General features: G+C 59.5%; 17 protein-coding genes. 5 read left to right on the plus strand and 12 right to left on the minus strand.

All coding sequences use genetic code 11. From position 1 onward, the window contains the following. Nucleotides 1–39: 39 nt before the first annotated feature. Nucleotides 40–921 carry a zinc-ribbon domain-containing protein gene (locus tag D1820_RS14600; RefSeq protein WP_118069549.1) on the minus strand — a complete coding sequence of 294 codons (882 nt, stop codon included), beginning with the start codon at nt 919–921 and terminating at the stop codon, nt 40–42. A 217-nt stretch (nt 922–1138) separates the two neighbouring features. Here D1820_RS14600 and D1820_RS14605 point away from each other — a divergent pair, with 217 nt between their 5' ends. The 4 genes from D1820_RS14605 to D1820_RS14620 are packed head-to-tail and all read left to right on the plus strand — an operon-like array spanning nt 1139 to nt 4041. Then, nucleotides 1139–1816: a cell division ATP-binding protein FtsE gene (locus D1820_RS14605; RefSeq protein ID WP_118070232.1), complete on the plus strand. Its 678-nt coding sequence runs from the start codon at nt 1139–1141 to the stop codon at nt 1814–1816. Further along, the gene (locus D1820_RS14610; protein WP_040171255.1) at nt 1813–2712 is read left to right on the plus strand and encodes an ABC transporter permease; all 900 of its coding nucleotides are present in this window, start codon (nt 1813–1815) and stop codon (nt 2710–2712) included. Before D1820_RS14605 ends, D1820_RS14610 begins: the two co-directional genes overlap by 4 nt. Then, nucleotides 2709–3458, plus strand: a complete 750-nt coding sequence (locus D1820_RS14615; protein ID WP_096870495.1) for a 1-acyl-sn-glycerol-3-phosphate acyltransferase — start codon at nt 2709–2711, stop codon at nt 3456–3458. The genes D1820_RS14610 and D1820_RS14615 overlap by 4 nt, the downstream gene beginning before the upstream one ends. Continuing rightward, nucleotides 3436–4041, plus strand: a complete 606-nt coding sequence (locus D1820_RS14620; protein ID WP_118069550.1) for a pyridoxamine 5'-phosphate oxidase family protein — start codon at nt 3436–3438, stop codon at nt 4039–4041. The genes D1820_RS14615 and D1820_RS14620 overlap by 23 nt, the downstream gene beginning before the upstream one ends. A gap of 72 nt (nt 4042–4113) precedes the next feature. Here the strand turns inward: D1820_RS14620 and D1820_RS14625 are convergent, their stop codons facing one another. From D1820_RS14625 to sucC, 10 genes are all read right to left on the minus strand, one after another. Then, entirely contained in the window at nt 4114–4428 is a 315-nt protein-coding gene (locus D1820_RS14625) for an EthD family reductase (RefSeq protein WP_118069551.1), read from the minus strand. A 120-nt stretch (nt 4429–4548) separates the two neighbouring features. Beyond that, nucleotides 4549–5946, minus strand: a complete 1398-nt coding sequence (gene lpdA, locus D1820_RS14630) for a dihydrolipoyl dehydrogenase (RefSeq protein WP_040171246.1) — start codon at nt 5944–5946, stop codon at nt 4549–4551. Between the two features lie 91 nt (nt 5947–6037). Next, nucleotides 6038–6427: an MAPEG family protein gene (locus D1820_RS14635; RefSeq protein WP_118069552.1), complete on the minus strand. Its 390-nt coding sequence runs from the start codon at nt 6425–6427 to the stop codon at nt 6038–6040. After that, nucleotides 6424–6951: a hypothetical protein gene (locus D1820_RS14640; protein ID WP_118069553.1), complete on the minus strand. Its 528-nt coding sequence runs from the start codon at nt 6949–6951 to the stop codon at nt 6424–6426. The genes D1820_RS14635 and D1820_RS14640 overlap by 4 nt, the downstream gene beginning before the upstream one ends. Nucleotides 6952–6967: 16 nt before the next feature. Continuing rightward, a complete protein-coding gene (locus tag D1820_RS14645) occupies nt 6968–7402 on the minus strand; it encodes a hypothetical protein (protein WP_118069554.1) in 435 nt (144 codons plus the stop codon). A 7-nt stretch (nt 7403–7409) separates the two neighbouring features. After that, nucleotides 7410–8963 carry a 2-oxoglutarate dehydrogenase complex dihydrolipoyllysine-residue succinyltransferase gene (gene odhB / locus D1820_RS14650; protein WP_118069555.1) on the minus strand — a complete coding sequence of 518 codons (1554 nt, stop codon included), beginning with the start codon at nt 8961–8963 and terminating at the stop codon, nt 7410–7412. A 6-nt stretch (nt 8964–8969) separates the two neighbouring features. Beyond that, the gene (locus D1820_RS14655) at nt 8970–11927 is read right to left on the minus strand and encodes a 2-oxoglutarate dehydrogenase E1 component (protein WP_118069556.1); all 2958 of its coding nucleotides are present in this window, start codon (nt 11925–11927) and stop codon (nt 8970–8972) included. Between the two features lie 264 nt (nt 11928–12191). Then, nucleotides 12192–13076 (minus strand): succinate--CoA ligase subunit alpha, encoded by an 885-nt coding sequence (sucD, locus tag D1820_RS14660; protein ID WP_014873464.1) that lies wholly within the window; start codon nt 13074–13076, stop codon nt 12192–12194. Nucleotides 13077–13093: 17 nt separating this feature from the next. After that, nucleotides 13094–13450 (minus strand): hypothetical protein, encoded by a 357-nt coding sequence (locus D1820_RS14665; protein ID WP_118069557.1) that lies wholly within the window; start codon nt 13448–13450, stop codon nt 13094–13096. Nucleotides 13451–13458: 8 nt separating this feature from the next. Further along, nucleotides 13459–14652, minus strand: coding sequence for an ADP-forming succinate--CoA ligase subunit beta (gene sucC, locus D1820_RS14670; RefSeq protein ID WP_061049648.1), 1194 nt, complete (start codon nt 14650–14652; stop codon nt 13459–13461). Nucleotides 14653–14956: 304 nt separating this feature from the next. Here sucC and D1820_RS14675 point away from each other — a divergent pair, with 304 nt between their 5' ends. Beyond that, nucleotides 14957–15538, plus strand: coding sequence for an AAA family ATPase (locus tag D1820_RS14675; RefSeq protein WP_371311707.1), 582 nt, complete (start codon nt 14957–14959; stop codon nt 15536–15538). A 105-nt stretch (nt 15539–15643) separates the two neighbouring features. On the opposite strand, the gene mdh is transcribed toward D1820_RS14675, so the two are convergent. Then, complete coding sequence (mdh, locus tag D1820_RS14680; RefSeq protein ID WP_014873467.1) at nt 15644–16606, minus strand: malate dehydrogenase; 963 nt, start codon at nt 16604–16606, stop codon at nt 15644–15646. Between the last annotated feature and the right edge of the window lie 156 nt (nt 16607–16762).

Genomic DNA, 16762 nt, shown 5'->3' on the forward strand with positions numbered 1-16762 from the left:
CCACCACGTTTGGGCGTTTCTGGGCTCGGGCGCGACGGGCTATTGCTGCACTGTGAAGGCGCGCACCTGCGTATCCAGCCACAGCCGCGCGGCATCCACCTTGGCGACATAAGTGCTGAGATAGGGATCAGCCTGTGGCAGTTTCTGTGCGATCAGCGGCGCATTGTCATAGGCCATAGCAAGGGCCAGCGCGATCAGCAGGGCGAAGGCAAAGCCGCGGGCGAAGTTGCGCTTTTTCTTGGGCGGTGCTGCATCCATCGGGGGGGCGATTGGCGCTGCGGCGCCCTCGCCTGAGCGTAGGGTGGAATTGATCTCATCAATATTCGGCAACAGTCCACGGCGGGATTCCGTCTCAGCGGTGGCCAGCTGCTGCGGATCCTCGCCGCGCATCCGGGCCATCTGTTCGCGGGCTTCGCGGGCACGTCGCGCCGATTCTTCCTCAGGCAGTGAATCAAGCCCCAGATCTGTCTGGGTTTGCAGAGGGCTGTTTTCAGCGGCACGCAGGCTGGCTTCGCGCTCAGCCTCTTCGCGCAGGATATCGCTAATTGCCGGATCCAGACCGCGCGCAGTGGCCGCGACGTCAGGGGCGTGATCCTCGGCCGTGTCCTCGTCGGGGGGGTGATCTTCGGACGCTGCCTCATCGGGGGGCAGATCGGTATCTTCGGCGATATCGTCGTCTGCGTCTTCTGTCAGCGGGTCCTGATCGGAAATATGAGATGCGGGCGTATCTGCATCCGGCGGCAGGTCGGCGAGATCCGGGCCTGCTGCTGGCGCGCTCTCAGCGTCATCTGCGTCCAGCGCACGGCCAGCCTGAAACCACGTCTGACCGCAATTGGAACATTGCACGTCGCGGCCCTCATCAGGGATTACATCATCCGGCACCTCATACTGGGCGGCACAGTTCGGACATGTCAGTCGCATGGGTCACTCCTTGGGACCTGGGGTGGCTCCGGGGGGGTCCGGGCGGCTGTCGGCGTGTGATTGTTGAATAATCATAGGCAGTTCCGCCTTTCCACGAAAGAGCCAATCGCGTCGACGGGCGTCGACTGTTTCCAGAGGGCGCAGCATGGCAACAGCGCCGACCATTGAAACTGGTCGCACAGTCGGGCAAAACACCGGTGACCAAAAGGGGACCGCCGTGATCGAGCTGGACAATGTGGGGTACAATTACGGTGGCGGGGAACTGCTGAGCGAGGTGTCAGTACAGCTGGCGCCGGGGTCGTTCCATTTCCTGACCGGTCCGTCAGGGGCAGGTAAGACGACCCTGTTGAAACTCTGCTACGGTGCATTGACACCAACGTCTGGCCGCGCGCGCGCTTTCAATATGGATATCAATGGCTTGAACCGCGATCAGATGGCTTATCTGCGACGCCGTATCGGTGTGGTCCACCAGGATTGCCGGTTTCTGGACCATCTACCAGTAATCGAAAATATCGCTCTGCCGTTGACCGTATCCGGACGGGACATCGATCATGAAGAGGCCAATCTGAGGGAATTGCTGAATTGGGTCGGCCTGTCGGAGCGGGCGCATGCAACGCCGCCGGAGCTGTCCGGGGGCGAACGGCAGCGCGCGGCTCTGGCCCGGTCGGTTATTCTGTCACCCGAGGTAATCATCGCGGACGAACCAACAGGCAATGTGGACTGGGAAATGTCGCAGCGACTGCTGCAATTGCTGGTGGAGCTGAACCACATGGGCAAAACGGTATTGGTGGCCACGCATGATCTGTCGCTCATCCGGGCGGCCAAAAAACAGGTGCAGGCACGGGTTCTGCGGATTTCCAACCGGCAGCTCCAGCAGGCGGGGGCAGATCTATGAATCTGGCCCGGCTGCGCAATGTGATCGTCGGAGATGCTCAGGCTGACCGTGTGGTTCCGCCAAGCGGGTTTACCGCCCAGCTGACGCTGTTTGTGTCGGGGGCGATGGCGTTTCTGGCGGTCTTTGCGCTGGCCTTGTCGCTGGCCTCGGGCCGGTTGGCGGACCGCTGGGCGGAAGAGCTCGCCCGCGCTGCAACGCTGCGGATCAACGCGCCTGCCGAGCAACGCGTCGCCCAGACCGAAGCGGCGATGACCATTCTGGAACAGACCCCGGGTGTTGCCTCCGCCCGCGCGCTCAGCCGCGAAGAACAGGCGGCACTTCTGACACCGTGGTTCGGAACCAAACTGCCGCTGGATACACTGCCGATCCCGCAGCTGATTGAGGTGATCGAAGGTGATCCGGGCTACGATGATGCAGGATTGCGATTGCGGCTGCAGGCTGAGGTGCCGGGTGCTGTTCTGGATGATCACACCCGTTGGCGCGCGCCTTTGGTGGATGCGGCGCAGGCGCTGCGGCGTCTGGCATGGGTGTCAATTCTGCTGATCGGCGGTGCCACTGCCGCGATGATCACCCTCGCCGCCAACGCCGCTCTTGCCGCCAATGCCCAAGTGATTGAGGTGCTGCGCCTGGTCGGCGCCTTGGACACCTATATCGCACAGGCCTTTATCCGGCGCTTTACCTTGCGCGCGCTGTTCGGGGCGGGGGTTGGTATGATGCTTGGCATGTTGGGAGTCTGGCTGATGCCCGAGGCCACGCGCGAGGGTGGGTTTCTGACCGGTCTGGGCTTTCAGGGCTGGAGCTGGCTCCTGCCGCTGTGCATTCCTTTGCTTGGTGCGCTCGTCGCCTTTGCCGCAACAACCCGTGCGGCCAACAAACGTCTTGGAGATTTGGCGTGAAAACTGCATTTCGATGGCTGCTCTCGGCCGTGTTTATGGTTCAGATCTATGTGATGATGCTGATCTTTGGTCTGGTTTTTGCGCCATGGGCTCTGGTGTCGCCGCGCGGCGCCCGCATGGCCTGCCGCAGCTATGCCGGTTATGTGTTGTGGTGCGCCCGCTGGATGCTGGGCCTGCGTACCGAGGTACGCGGCCCGGTGCCCACCGAGGAGGTGATCATCGCAGCAAAACATCAGAGTTTTCTGGATATTCTGATCATCTTTCACGCTACCCCATCAGCCAAGTTCATTATGAAGCGCGAGTTGCTGTGGACACCGATCATCGGCATCTATGCCAAGCGATTGGGTTGCGTGCCGGTCAACCGCGGTAAGAAAGGCAATGCCATTGCCCGTATGGTCAAGGACGTCGCGGCAGAGTTCGCTGACCCCGGTCAGCTGGTGATTTACCCGCAAGGCACCCGCGTCGCCCCCGGGGCGGACAGGCCCTACAAGATCGGCACCGGGGTTCTTTACGCCGCGCTGGAGCAGCCTTGTGTGCCTGCGGCGACCAATGTGGGTCTGTTCTGGCCGCGTACCGGGATTATGCGCAAACCTGGGCTGGGTGTGGTTGAGTTCCTGCCCGCTATTGCGCCGGGGCTGGACCGCGATGTGTTCATGGCCACGCTGGAGCGCGAGGTCGAAGCCCATTCGAATAAGTTGATGCAGGAAGCGGGGTTCGAAGTCGATGGAGTTTCTCACCACGGTTGAGGCGCTTGAGGCGCATTACGGCACACCCGGCGCGCCCTCTCTGCGCAAGGTGGCGCGGCAGATGACGCCGCTTTATCGCAAGTGGATCATGGCCTCGCGGCTGTGTATGTTGGCCACGGTTGGACCAGAAGGCACCGATGACAGCCCGCGTGGTGATGATGGTCCGGTGGTTCTGGAGTTGGACCCGGGCAGACTGGCCCTGCCGGACTGGCGTGGCAACAACCGGATCGACAGCCTGCGCAATATCGTGCGGGATCCGCGTGTCTCGTTGATGTTTCTGGTGCCAGGATCGAACAATGTGGTGCGGGTGAACGGTAACGCTCGGGTGACGGTGGACGCCGATCTGCGCGCCATGTTTGAGAAGAGCGGCAAACAGCCCCGCACCGTCATTGTTATTGAAATCAACGAGATCTATAGCCAATGCGCCCGCGCACTGATGCGCGCACGGACCTGGACCTCAGAAGATGAAAGCGCGGATTTGCCGACTATGGGGGAAATCCTTGCCGAGCAGACCGCCGGAGAAGAGGGCGGGAAAGCTTATGACGAGGACTGGGCACCGCGCGCCGCCAAGACCATGTGGTAAAGCCAATGCGTTGGGACGCGGACCAGCGCCCTGTGTCAGGACATCGACAGTTAAGGCGTGAGGCGCCTTCGGTCAGCTCATCAGGACCTGCCCAACAAGGATCTGCGGGCGAATGTTGGTGAAGTTTGCCACATCATCAATGATCGGTCCGCCTTTCTCCGCCATCGCTGTGTCGAGCGTTTCCATATTCGGGAAGGTAATGGTTGCGATCAGCAGAAAGGCAGGCGGTACGTCCGGCCCGCTGGCAATCCCGCGCGAGGCCTCAACCGTGTCCATCATATCCCCCCAGTGCTCTTCCAGTAGGGGGAGGTGGGTTTTTTCATAGTAGTCGTAGTCAAATGTCGCGTCTTTGGATGCAGGGTAGATCACTTGCAGGCTGACGGTCATGGCAGAAGCTCCGGTTCATGAGAAAGCGGCCCACCAGAGGTGGACCGCTTTGGTGCTGGATCTGTTTCTAGCAGGAGGCAGCGGCAGAAAGTACCCCGTTTCCTGTAGACAAAGCCCTGATCAGCTGTGGATCGGACCGTCGCCGCAGGCCAAGGCCGCCTCGCGCACGGCCTCGGAATAGGTCGGATGCGCATGACAGGTGAGGGCCAGATCCTCAGCAGAGGCGCCGAATTCCATTGCGACGCAGATTTCATGGATCAGGTCGCCAGCGCCCGGACCGATGATGGCGGCCCCCAGAATACGGTCGGTTTCCTTATCCGCGATGAGTTTCACAAAACCACCTTCGGCCTGATGCACGGCCTTGGCGCGGGCATTGCCCATAAACATGAACTTGCCGGTCTTGATCTTGCGACCTTCGGCCTTCAGCGCATCTTCGGTCTGGCCTACGGTGGCCACCTCGGGTGTGGTGTAGACAACGCCGGGGATCACGCCGTAGTTGACGTGCCCGTGCTTGCCCGCGATCACCTCGGCAACAGCCATGCCTTCGTCTTCGGCCTTATGGGCCAGCATAGGACCTTCGATGACGTCACCGATGGCATAGACACCTTTGACATTGGTGGCCCAATGGGCGTCGGTGGCGATCTGGCCGCGCTCGGTCATCTTGACACCCAGAGCGTCAAGGCCCAGCCCCTCAGCGTAGGGTTTGCGACCGGTGGCGACCAACACCACATCGGCATCAATCACTTCTTCATCGCCGCCTTTTTTCGGCTGATACTTCACCTTTGCCTTGGTTTTCGACGGTTCAACCCCCTGTACCGCAGCCCCCATGATGAAGGTCAGACCCTGCTTTTCGAGGATCCGCTTAAAGCTGCGCTGAACATCCTTGTCCATGCCAGGGCAAACGGCGTCCATATATTCAACCACGGTCACGTCAGATCCCAGACGTGCGTAGACCGACCCCAGTTCCAGGCCGATGACACCAGCACCGATCACAACCATTTTCTTGGGGATCTTCGGCAGGTCCAGCGCGCCGGTGCTGTCCACCACAACCCCCTTGTCGTTATCGACCTCAACGCCTGGCAGCGAGGAGGGCACCGAGCCGGAGGCAATTACGATGTTCTTGGCCTCATGGGTGTCGTCGCCCACCTTGACCTTGCCGGCCTCGGGAATGGAGGCCCAGCCCTTGATCCAGTCGATCTTGTTCTTCTTGAACAGGAATTCGATACCGCCAGTGTTCTGGCCGATGACCTCTTCCTTGTAGGATTTCATCTGCGGCCAGTCGACCGAGGGACTTTTGCCCTTCAGACCCATATGGGCGAAGTTATGTTCCGCTTCATGCAGTAGGTGGGTGGAATGCAGCAGGGCCTTTGACGGGATACAGCCGACGTTGAGGCAGGTGCCGCCGAGGGTTTCGCGGCCTTCGACCACTGCGGTCTTGAGGCCCAACTGGGCGCAGCGGATGGCGCTGACATAGCCACCGGGGCCGGCGCCGATTACGATGACGTCATAGGATGCCATTTTGATGTGCTCCTTCAGGGTTGAACGGGGAGGGGGCTCTGCCCCCGGCCCTTGCGGGCCTCCCCCGGAGTATTTGGGGAAAAGTGACAGCTCATACCAGCGCTGCGATCAACATAAAGACGGTGGCAAAAAAGCCAACAAACCAGATGATTGAGCGGCCAGGAGACCAGCCCAATGCGTAGGCCGGCACGTAGAGCACCCGGGCGGCAAGGTAGACCCAGGCGCAGCCCGCGGTGAAGCCCGTCGATTGATCGCTGATCACCACCACGCCGCAGGCGATGGTGAAGAGGATCAGCCCTTCGAAATGGTTTTCCAACGCGCGTTTGAAGCGTCCGGCTGTACCTGTCAGGGTGACCGGTGTGTCGCGTGGGCCAAGTGCTATTTTCGGATCCAGTTGGCGATTTGCCGTGATGGCATATGCGCAAAACTGAAGCGCTTGCAGCAGCGCGGCGAGGGTGAGGGCGGTGAGTTCAGGGGTCATCTTGATCCCTCATAGACTGTCATCAGAAGTTGGATCTGGGAAACCTCTTTGGGGGTGAAATCGCCCGATGTGCCGCCCGCCATAAATTTCTCAAGCACGTACCACTCCGCATCATTGGCAAGTCTGCCGCGTTTTACAGCTTTGTCTATTGTCTTGCGTAACAGGCCAGATGTCGCAAAGAAATCAAAGCCCATATCCGTGCGAAATCGAGCGAGAAAGGCCTTGGTTTCCTGATTAATCTCTTGGTAGCCTGAATTCATAATATCATGAAACTCATTTGCAGTGTGGGCGTACCAACTTTTTACCTCCTCTAGAATTTGCTTACGGGCGCCTGTGCGTGACTGCTGATCATAAAGATCGAGGAAGTCACTTCCGGGGACCACAACGGTGTTGAGATCCAGCGTTTCTCCCAGTGGGAGCGCTGCTTCCAGCTGTGCAATCCACCACGCGCGATAGTAGTCCAGACCCTCGGTCAGTCGGACAAGTTCGGCACGTATCTCTGTATCTGGTTGAGGAGACGTCATTGTCGCCCTGTTGAGGTCATTGCAGAAGTTTATCTTGCTTTTGTTTAAGCAAGTAGACGATGGCACATGTTGAAACGGAAATCACAATTCCCCAGTAGCCGAAAAACGTCCAAAACATGAAATTTGGCAGCGTTCTACCAAAGGCGGTGGCTTCGAGAACTGAAAGAAATACCAACAGCTGTGAGGCAAGAAATAATGCCGTAAATGCAACCGCCCGTCGCGATCTCAAGAAACTTGAAATCGCGACGCCAGCGCTTGCAACGACGCTGCCAAGGGAACCCGCGAGTGAGAAGACATATGCAATCTCGTTCGAAAGTAGTGCTGGATAACGTTTCTCCGGCATTGGCATAGAAAGAATGTCTGCAGTCCGCGACAACCCGGAAATTGCAAAAATGGCGTAACCAATGATGATTAACCAAAGCAAGATGGGCTTCCCAGACTGCAGTTGCATCGCTTTCTTACAGATCCATCAGCAACCGACGAGGATCTTCCAGCGCTTCTTTGACGCGCACGAGGAAGGTGACGGCGCCTTTGCCGTCGACGATGCGGTGGTCATAGGAGAGTGCCAGATACATCATCGGGCGGATCTCAACCTTGCCGTTGATCGCCATCGGGCGGTCCTGGATCTTGTGCATGCCGAGGATGCCGGATTGCGGTGGGTTCAGGATGGGCGAGGACATCAGCGAGCCATAGACACCACCGTTGGAGATGGTGAAGGTGCCGCCCTGCATCTCTGCCATCGACAGCTTGCCGTCACGGGCGCGGGCGCCTTTCTCGGCAATCGCTTTTTCGATGTCAGCAAAGGACATCGCATCGGCGTCGCGGATGACCGGAACGACCAGACCCGTGGGCGTGCCAGCGGCGATGCCCATGTGGACGAAGTTCTTGTAGACGATGTCGGTGCCGTCGATCTCGGCGTTGACCTCGGGCACTTCGCGCAGGGCGTGCACGCAGGCCTTGGTAAAGAACGACATGAAGCCCAGTTTCACGCCGTGTTTCTTCAGGAACAGGTCCTTGTACTCGTTGCGCAAGGCCATCACCTCGGTCATGTCGACCTCATTGTAGGTGGTGAGCATGGCAGCGGTGTTCTGACTGTCCTTCAGGCGCTTGGCGATGGTCTGGCGCAGGCGCGTCATTTTCACGCGCTCTTCACGTGCAGCGTCATCTGCTGCAACCGGCGCGCGCACAGGTGCCGCCGATGCTGGGGCCGAAGTGCTGGCAGCCGGTGCAGCTGCGGCAGCGGCCACGGCACGGGCGACGTCGTCCTTCATGATGCGGCCATCACGACCACTGCCTTGCACCTGATCTGCAGAGAGGCCGGCCTCAGCCATTGCCTTCTCAGCGGAAGGTGCGTTTGCGATATCCTTGGCCGGACCGCCCTGGCCTGCGGGGGGCGTGGTATATTGCGCCCCACCTGCGGTTTCGCCTTTGCTGGGCGTAGGCGTTACGGCACCTGCTTCGCCACCTGAGATCACGCCAAGTTTAGCAGTCGCATCGACGGTGCTGCCTTCTTCAGCGGTGATCTCGGTCAGGATACCGGCAGTCGGGGCTGGGACTTCGACTGAGACCTTATCCGTTTCCAGCTCGCAGAGCATTTCGTCCTGCGCGACGCTGTCGCCGACCTTCTTGAACCAAGTGGAGACCGTGGCCTCGCTCACAGATTCGCCGAGGGTCGGTACCATGACATCGGTGCTGCCACCACCGGCATTGCCTGTTTCGGCTGCGGGAGCGGATTCGGCCTTGGGGGTGTCCGGGGTGGAGGTGCCGGAGGAGGCGCCTTCAGCAATGGTTGCCAGCAGCGCATCGACGCCGACGGTTTCGCCTTCGGCGGCGACAATCTCACCCAGGGTACCGGCGGCAGGGGCCGGCACCTCAACGGTGACTTTGTCGGTTTCCAGCTCGCAGAGCATTTCGTCTGCGGCAACCGCGTCACCCGGTTTCTTGAACCAGGTGGCGACTGTGGCTTCGGTCACGGATTCGCCCAGGGTGGGCACGCGAACTTCGGTGGTCATGGGGTGTTATCCTTCGATGCTCAGCGCTTCGTTCACGAGCGCAGCTTGTTGGGCTTTGTGTTCGCTGGCCAGGCCCGTTGCGGGCGAAGCCGAGGTGGCGCGACCGACATAGGTCGGGCGGCTGTGCTTGGCGCCGATGCGCGTCAGCACCCATTCGATATTCGGTTCGATGAAGCTCCAGGCGCCCTGATTTTTGGGCTCCTCCTGACACCAGACCACCTCAGCACCTTTGAAGCGCTCAAGCTCCTTCACAAGGGAGATGGCAGGGAACGGATAATATTGTTCGATCCGCATCAGATATACATCGTCGAGCCCACGCGCGTCGCGTTCTTCCAGAAGGTCATAGTAGACCTTGCCCGAGCAGAGAACGACGCGCTTGATTTTATCATCCGCGACCAGCTTGGTGTCGGAATTGCCATGCTGGGCGTCATCCCACAGCACACGGTGGAAGGACGAACCGGTGGTGAACTCTTCTGCCTTGGACACGGCCAATTTGTGACGCAGCAGCGATTTCGGCGTGACCAGAATCAGCGGCTTGCGGAAGGTACGGTGCAACTGGCGGCGCAGGATGTGGAAGTAGTTCGCCGGTGTCGTGCAGTTCGCCACGATCCAGTTATCTTGGCCACACATCTGCAGGAAGCGTTCGAGGCGGGCGGAGGAGTGCTCTGGCCCCTGGCCCTCAAACCCGTGCGGCAGCAGGCAGACCAAGCCGGACATCCGCAGCCATTTGCTTTCGCCGGAGGAGATGAACTGATCGAACATGATCTGCGCACCATTGGCGAAATCACCGAACTGCGCTTCCCAGAGTGTCAGCGCATTGGGTTCGGCGAGTGAATAGCCATACTCGAAGCCGAGCACAGCATACTCGCTGAGGGCCGAGTCGATCACCTCATAATGGGATTGCCCGCTGCGGATATTGTTGAGCGGATAGTAACGTTCCTCGGTGTTCTGGTTGACGATGCCGGAATGGCGCTGGGAGAAGGTGCCGCGGGTGGCATCCTGTCCGGACAGACGCACTGGATAGCCCTCAGTCAGGAGAGAGCCGAAGGCGAGCGCCTCACCGGTTGCCCAATCAATCCCCTCGCCGCTGTCCACCATCTTGGCGCGTGCGTCCAGGAAGCGACCAATGGTCTTGTGGACGGGGAAACCGTCGGGCACACGGCTGAGAGCCGTGCCCACGTCCTTGAACGTCTCCGGCGACACAGAGGTCTGGCCGCGCTGGTAATCGGTGTCCTTCTTGTCGAGGTGTGACCAGCGGCCATCCAGCCAGTCCGCCTTGTTCGGCTTGAAGTTCTTGCCGGCCTCGAATTCCTCATTCAATCGGGCCTGGAACGAGGCTTTCATATCCTCAATCTCGCCCTCGGGGATCAGGCCATCCTTGACCAGACGCTCAGTATAAAGCGACAGGGTTGTTTTGTGGCCTTTGATCTTCTTGTACATCAGCGGGTTGGTGAACATGGGCTCGTCGCCCTCGTTATGGCCAAACCGGCGGTAGCAGAAGATATCGAGAACGACATCCTTGTGGAATTTCTGGCGGAATTCCGTGGCGACCCTGGCGGCGTGAACCACAGCTTCCGGATCGTCGCCATTGACGTGGAAGATCGGCGCCTCGACCACCAGCGCGTTGTCGGTGGGGTAGGGCGAAGAGCGTGAGAAATGGGGTGCCGTGGTGAAACCGATCTGGTTGTTGACCACGATATGCATCGTGCCGCCGGCCTTGTGACCACGCAGGCCGGAGAGGGCGAAGCATTCGGCCACAACGCCCTGACCCGCGAAGGCTGCATCACCGTGCAGCAGGATCGGCAGCACCTTGGTGCGCTCGCTATCCTTGAGTTGATCCTGTTTGGCGCGCACTTTACCCAGCACGACCGGGTTCACCGCCTCAAGGTGGGAGGGGTTTGCGGTCAGCGACAGGTGAACGGAGTTGCCATCAAATTCGCGATCCGAGGACGCGCCGAGGTGATATTTCACATCGCCGGAGCCATCGACATCCTCAGGCTTAAAGCTGCCGCCCTGGAATTCGTTGAAAATGGCCTTGTAGGGCTTCTGCATCACATTGGCGAGCACCGACAGGCGACCGCGGTGCGGCATGCCGATGACGATATCGCGGATCCCCAGCGCGCCACCGCGCTTGATGATTTGCTCCATAGCCGGAATGAGGCTCTCGCCACCGTCCAGACCAAAGCGCTTTGTGCCCATGTATTTGACGTGCAGGAATTTCTCGAAACCCTCTGCCTCAACCATTTTGTTGAGGATCGCCTTGCGGCCCTCGCGGGTAAAGCGGATTTCTTTGTCGTAGCCCTCGATCCGCTCCTTCAGCCAGCTGGCCTGTTCGGGATCGGAGATATGCATGTACTGTAGCGCAAAGGTGCCGCAATAAGTCCGTTTCACAATGCTGACGATCTGGCGCATCGAGGCGACCTGAAGCCCCAGAACATTGTCGATGAAGATCGGGCGGTCCATGTCCGCTTCGGTGAAGCCATAGGTGCGCGGATCCAGCTCGGGATGCTGGGCCTCCTCGCGCATACCGAGGGGGTCGAGATTGGCGGCCAGATGGCCACGGATCCGGTAGGCCCGGATCAGCATCAGGGCCCGGATCGAATCCAGCACAGCGCGCTGGACCTGATCATCGGTGACTTCGACGCCCTTGGCGGCGGCCTGGTCCTTGATCTTCTTGCCAGCACCCTTGGCCTCTGCCGGGGCGGGCCACTCGCCCGTCAACGCGCCAGTCAGATCATCATTGGGGGCAGGCGGCCAGTCGGCGCGCGACCAGGAGGGGCCAGCGGCCTCCGCCTTCACATCAAATTCTGCGTCACCCATCTGCCGAAAGAACTCAGCCCAGGCGGCATCCACCGCGTTGGGATCATTGGCGTATTGGGCATAGAGCTGCTCAAGATACTCAGCATTGTGCCCCTGCATGAAGGAGGAGGCATGGAAGAGTTCGTTAGGGCTCTGGTCGGTCATGTAAGTACCTCTTGCGGGTTGGGACCGGTTCTAGTGCGACCTGGGGTCATGAGTGACAGCCTGATCAGAAGGCGTTTCGGAAGAGTAAAACGCCTCTGGAATCCTGCAGCAGATAAGATCGGCCTCTGGAGGTAACAATCCTATCGACAAAAGGATCCCTGAAACGGGAAGAAGAGCGCCCATGACAGGCGCTCATTTTCCGGACAGACGGTTCAGATCCGTCCGGAAAGTGATCTTGGATGCCGTATGAGGCAGGCTGCGGCATTATTTGCCGATCGCTTTCAGAACCGCCTCGCCCAGTGTGGCGGGGCTGTCGGCGACGACGATACCAGCGGATTTCATCGCTTCGATCTTGTCTTCGGCACCACCTTTGCCGCCTGCGACAATCGCGCCAGCGTGACCCATGCGGCGGCCCGGAGGGGCGGTGCGGCCTGCGATAAAGCCCGCGATGGGCTTCCAGCGGCCTTTTTTCTTCTGCTCGGCGATGAATTCTGCCGCTTCTTCTTCAGCGGAGCCACCGATTTCACCTATCATGATGATCGACTGGGTTTCATCATCGTTCAGGAACATGTCCAGCACGTCGATGTGTTCGGTGCCTTTGATCGGGTCGCCGCCGATGCCGACAGCGGTGGACTGGCCCAGACCGATGTCTGCGGTCTGCTTCACCGCCTCATAGGTCAGGGTGCCGGAGCGGGACACAACACCGACCGAGCCACGTTTGTGGATGTGGCCGGGCATGATGCCGATCTTGCAGGCATCAGGCGTGATCACGCCGGGGCAGTTCGGGCCAATGAGGCGCGATTTACTGTCTTCCAGCGCCCGCTTCACTTTCATCATGTCCAGAACCGGGATGCCCTCTGTGATGCAGACAATCAGCTCCATTTCGGCGTCGATGGCCTCAAGGATGGAGTCAGCTGCGAAGGGGGGCGGCACATAGATCACAGAGGCATTCGCCTCGGTCACATGCTTGGCTTCGTGCACGGAGTTGAAGACCGGCAGGTTCAGGTGAGTCTGGCCACCTTTGCCAGGGGTCACGCCGCCGACCATCTTCGTGCCATAGGCGATGGCCTGTTCGGAGTGGAAGGTGCCCTGAGAGCCAGTAAAGCCCTGACAGATCACTTTGGTGTTTTCGTCGATGAGGACTGCCATTTTAGGAGTCTCCTTGATTAGTTCGTCTCATTCGGCGTCTTCGCCGCAGACTGGATCCAAAGATTTGCGCAGACAAAAAACGATGCAGCGCAAAATGCGATGACAAAAGCGTAGGCGCCAAATAGCAGTGCTGCCGCTCCAATGCCGGAAGGACCGTCAATGGTTCCTGACTCAAAACCTTGTTGAATCGGATAGATGCTGGTTCTGGAAACCCAGTACCCCGCGAACCCTACGATTGGTACAAAAAGGAAAAGCGCGCTGCGATGGGCAAACCGAACCAACGGTACAAGTGCAAGCCCAACCAAACCGGCGGCCAAAGCGGCAGCCAACCCGGCAAGAATGATCGCAATTGCGTATATCGCCCACAGCAGCATAACCGGCTTTACCCCTTAACCGCTTTCACGATTTTCTCAGCACCGTCGGACAGGTTGTCGGCTGCGATGACATCAAGACCGGAGGTGTTGATGATGTCTTTGCCGGCTTCCACATTGGTGCCTTCGAGGCGAACAACCAGCGGCACCTTCAGGCCGACCTCTTTCACCGCGGCGACCACGCCCTCGGCGATGACGTCGCAGCGCATGATGCCGCCGAAGATGTTGACCAGGATGCCTTTGACGTTGGGGTCAGAGGTGATGATCTTGAACGCCTCGGTCACTTTCTCTTTGGTGGCGCCGCCGCCCACATCGAGGAAGTTGGCAGGCTCAGCGCCGTAGAGTTTGATGATGTCCATGGTGGCCATCGCCAGACCCGCACCGTTCACCATGCAGCCGATCTCACCGTCCAGAGCGATGTAGTTCAGATCGTATTTGGAGGCTTCCAGCTCTTTGGGGTCTTCCTCGGTGGTGTCGCGCAGTTCGGAGATATCAGCGTGGCGGTAAACCGCGTTGCCGTCAAAGCCGACCTTGGCGTCCAGCACCTTTAGATCGCCGGTGTCGGAGACGATCAGCGGGTTGATTTCCAGCATTTCCATGTCTTTTTCGACAAATGCCTTGTAGAGTTGACCCATCAGCTTCACGCATTGCTTGACCTGTGCGCCTTCAAGACCGAGCGAGAAAGCGATGCGGCGGCCGTGGAACGCCTGATAGCCAGTCGCCGGATCAACGGAGAAGGACAGGATTTTCTCGGGGGTGGCTTCGGCAACTTCCTCGATGTCCATGCCGCCCTCGGTGGAGCAGACGAAGGAGATGCGCGAGGTTTGGCGATCCACCAGCAGCGCGAGGTAGAGTTCAGTCTGAATGCCGGAGCCTGCCTCGATGTAGATGCGGTTCACCTGCTTACCGGCGGGGCCGGTCTGATGGGTCACGAGGGTGCGGCCCAGCATTTTCTTGGCTTCGTCAGCGGCTTCTTCAACCGATTTGGTCAGGCGCACGCCGCCTTTTTCGCCCGCGTCAGCCTCCTTGAAGGAGCCTTTGCCGCGACCACCAGCGTGGATTTGAGCTTTGACCACCCAGAGCGGGCCGTCCAGCTCACCTGCTGCGGTTTTGGCATCTTCTGCCTTGAGCACCACACGCCCGTCCGAAACCGGCGCGCCGTAGCTGCGGAGGAGGGCCTTGGCCTGATATTCGTGGATGTTCATCTGAAACTGTCCCGTCTGGCTGCAATTATCTTGATCTAATACGCCGTCATAGCGCCAATGTTTAAAGGGTTTTCTTACAGCTGGTAAAGAAATCCCGAAGATTTATTGATTTTGTGATCACGGCTTTCCGACGTGTGATCACAAATTTACAAGAGGTGAACGAAGTTGATTCGATAAGAGCGGTTTTGATCAACTCCGACCCTACGTTACACTGATGCGGCATCTATCTGGTTAAGGCGTAACTGATTGGGGTGCGGCGGTGCCGCGTGGTCCGGAGCCACATGATGGGCTGGAAAATAGTGGGATGCCGATTGCAAAGGAGGTCTGGAGCACCGATATGACTGCCGACATCAAGACACGGCATGTGATCCTGTCCGGGTGTTCCGGCGGGGGGAAGTCAACGCTGCTGGCAGAGCTGTCGGGGCGGGGATTTGAGACCGTGCCGGAGCCGGGTCTTCGGATCGTCGCGCAAGAGATGCGTGGTGCGGGGGGCGCTCTTCCTTGGGTGAATATGGAGGCCTTCGCCCGGCGCGCCATGGAACTGGCGCGCGCAGATCGGCAACGGATGACAACTGCAATGGGCTGGGTGTTCTTTGATCGTGGATTGATGGATGCCGTCCTGGCACTTGACCATGCCTACGGGCTCTCGGTTGCGGCCACTCTGGATCCTGCTGAGCGCTATTATGATGTGGTCTTTCTGACGCCGCCCTGGCCGGAAATCTATCGGCAGACTGCGGAGCGGCGACACAGCTACGCACAGGCGCGTGAGGAATACACCCGGCTGCGGGCGGGGTATCAGATGCTCGGCTATGATATCGTTATTTTGCCGAAAACTGACGTCGTGGCGCGGGCGGATCTCATTTTGGCACGCCTGGGCTGCACGTGAGCGGGTGCGACGCCGCGCTGAGGAGAGCCAATTGTAGAAGAGGCAAAGGAAAAGGCCCGCCAATCGGGCGGGCCTTCGCAAAGTTCGTGCTATTCTGGTTGGATCTTAGGCCAGCGAGCCGTCGATACCTTTGCAGGCCTCAACCAGGCCTTTGACCGCGTTGACGGAGTTGTCGAACATGGTCTGCTCATCCGAGGTCATTTTGATGTCGATCACACGTTCGATGCCGCCAGCACCGATCACTGTCGGCACGCCTACATACATGCCTTTGAGGCCGAGGGCGCCATCAACGTAGGCGGCGCAGGGCAGGACGCGTTTCTGATCCTTGAGGTAGGCTTCGGCCATCTCAATCGCGGAGGTCGCAGGTGCGTAGAAGGCGGAGCCGGTTTTCAGCAGGCCGACGATCTCAGCGCCACCATCGCGGGTGCGCTGGACAATCGCGTCCAGTTTCTCCTGGCTGGTCCAGCCCATCTTGACTAGATCAGGCAACGGGATACCGGCAACGGTCGAGTAGCGAGTCAGCGGCACCATGGTGTCGCCGTGGCCGCCCAGAACAAACGCGGTGACGTCTTTCATGGAAACGTTGAATTCTTCTGCCAGGAAGTGGCGGAAGCGGGCGCTGTCCAGCACACCAGCCATGCCGCAGACTTTCTCGTGGGGCAGGCCGGAGAACTCGCGCAGAGCCCAGACCATTGCATCCAGAGGGTTGGTGATGCAGATCACAAATGCGTCCGGTGCGTGGTCACGGATGCCCTCACCGACGGATTTCATGACCTTGAGGTTGATTCCCAGAAGATCGTCGCGGCTCATGCCGGGCTTGCGCGGCACACCGGCCGTCACGATGCAGACGTCTGCACCAGCGATATCCTCGTAGGATTGGGTGCCCTTCAGCTTGGCGTCAAAGCCTTCGGAAGGACCGGATTCAGCGATGTCGAGCGCCTTGCCTTCGGGGGTGCCTTCGGCAATGTCGAACAGGACGACGTCGCCGAGTTCTTTCAGTGCTGCGAGGTGGGCAAGTGTGCCACCGATCTGACCTGCGCCAATCAGGGCGATTTTGGGTCGAGCCATTGGAATTTATCTCCGGTCCGGTTGTGATTGCCGGGAGGACTAAGCCGTTCCGTGGCGTGGCGCAAGATCCCTGCGCGGCGAAGGCCGATGTGCCGCAGACTGTTCAAATCGGACAGATGCGTTTAAAAAACCGACATATGAGGCACTTAGAGGGAT

Source organism: Phaeobacter sp. LSS9 (genome assembly GCF_003443595.1).
GTDB classification, from domain to species: domain Bacteria; phylum Pseudomonadota; class Alphaproteobacteria; order Rhodobacterales; family Rhodobacteraceae; genus Phaeobacter; species Phaeobacter piscinae.

Excerpts from the sequence above, each read along its gene's own strand:
- D1820_RS14600 (WP_118069549.1), bottom strand. The coding sequence starts at position 921 with ATGCGACTGACATGTCCGAACTGTGCCGCCCAGTATGAGGTGCCGGAT.
- D1820_RS14620 (WP_118069550.1), top strand. The coding sequence starts at position 3,436 with ATGGAGTTTCTCACCACGGTTGAGGCGCTTGAGGCGCATTACGGCACA.
- D1820_RS14640 (WP_118069553.1), bottom strand. The coding sequence starts at position 6,951 with ATGACGTCTCCTCAACCAGATACAGAGATACGTGCCGAACTTGTCCGA.
- D1820_RS14675 (WP_371311707.1), top strand. The coding sequence starts at position 14,957 with ATGCCGATTGCAAAGGAGGTCTGGAGCACCGATATGACTGCCGACATC.
- D1820_RS14625 (WP_118069551.1), bottom strand. The coding sequence starts at position 4,428 with ATGACCGTCAGCCTGCAAGTGATCTACCCTGCATCCAAAGACGCGACA.
- sucD (WP_014873464.1), bottom strand. The coding sequence starts at position 13,076 with ATGGCAGTCCTCATCGACGAAAACACCAAAGTGATCTGTCAGGGCTTT.
- D1820_RS14655 (WP_118069556.1), bottom strand. The coding sequence starts at position 11,927 with ATGACCGACCAGAGCCCTAACGAACTCTTCCATGCCTCCTCCTTCATG.
- D1820_RS14635 (WP_118069552.1), bottom strand. The coding sequence starts at position 6,427 with ATGACCCCTGAACTCACCGCCCTCACCCTCGCCGCGCTGCTGCAAGCG.
- lpdA (WP_040171246.1), bottom strand. The coding sequence starts at position 5,946 with ATGGCATCCTATGACGTCATCGTAATCGGCGCCGGCCCCGGTGGCTAT.
- D1820_RS14645 (WP_118069554.1), bottom strand. The coding sequence starts at position 7,402 with ATGCAACTGCAGTCTGGGAAGCCCATCTTGCTTTGGTTAATCATCATT.
- odhB (WP_118069555.1), bottom strand. The coding sequence starts at position 8,963 with ATGACCACCGAAGTTCGCGTGCCCACCCTGGGCGAATCCGTGACCGAA.
- sucC (WP_061049648.1), bottom strand. The coding sequence starts at position 14,652 with ATGAACATCCACGAATATCAGGCCAAGGCCCTCCTCCGCAGCTACGGC.
- D1820_RS14610 (WP_040171255.1), top strand. The coding sequence starts at position 1,813 with ATGAATCTGGCCCGGCTGCGCAATGTGATCGTCGGAGATGCTCAGGCT.
- mdh (WP_014873467.1), bottom strand. The coding sequence starts at position 16,606 with ATGGCTCGACCCAAAATCGCCCTGATTGGCGCAGGTCAGATCGGTGGC.
- D1820_RS14665 (WP_118069557.1), bottom strand. The coding sequence starts at position 13,450 with ATGCTGCTGTGGGCGATATACGCAATTGCGATCATTCTTGCCGGGTTG.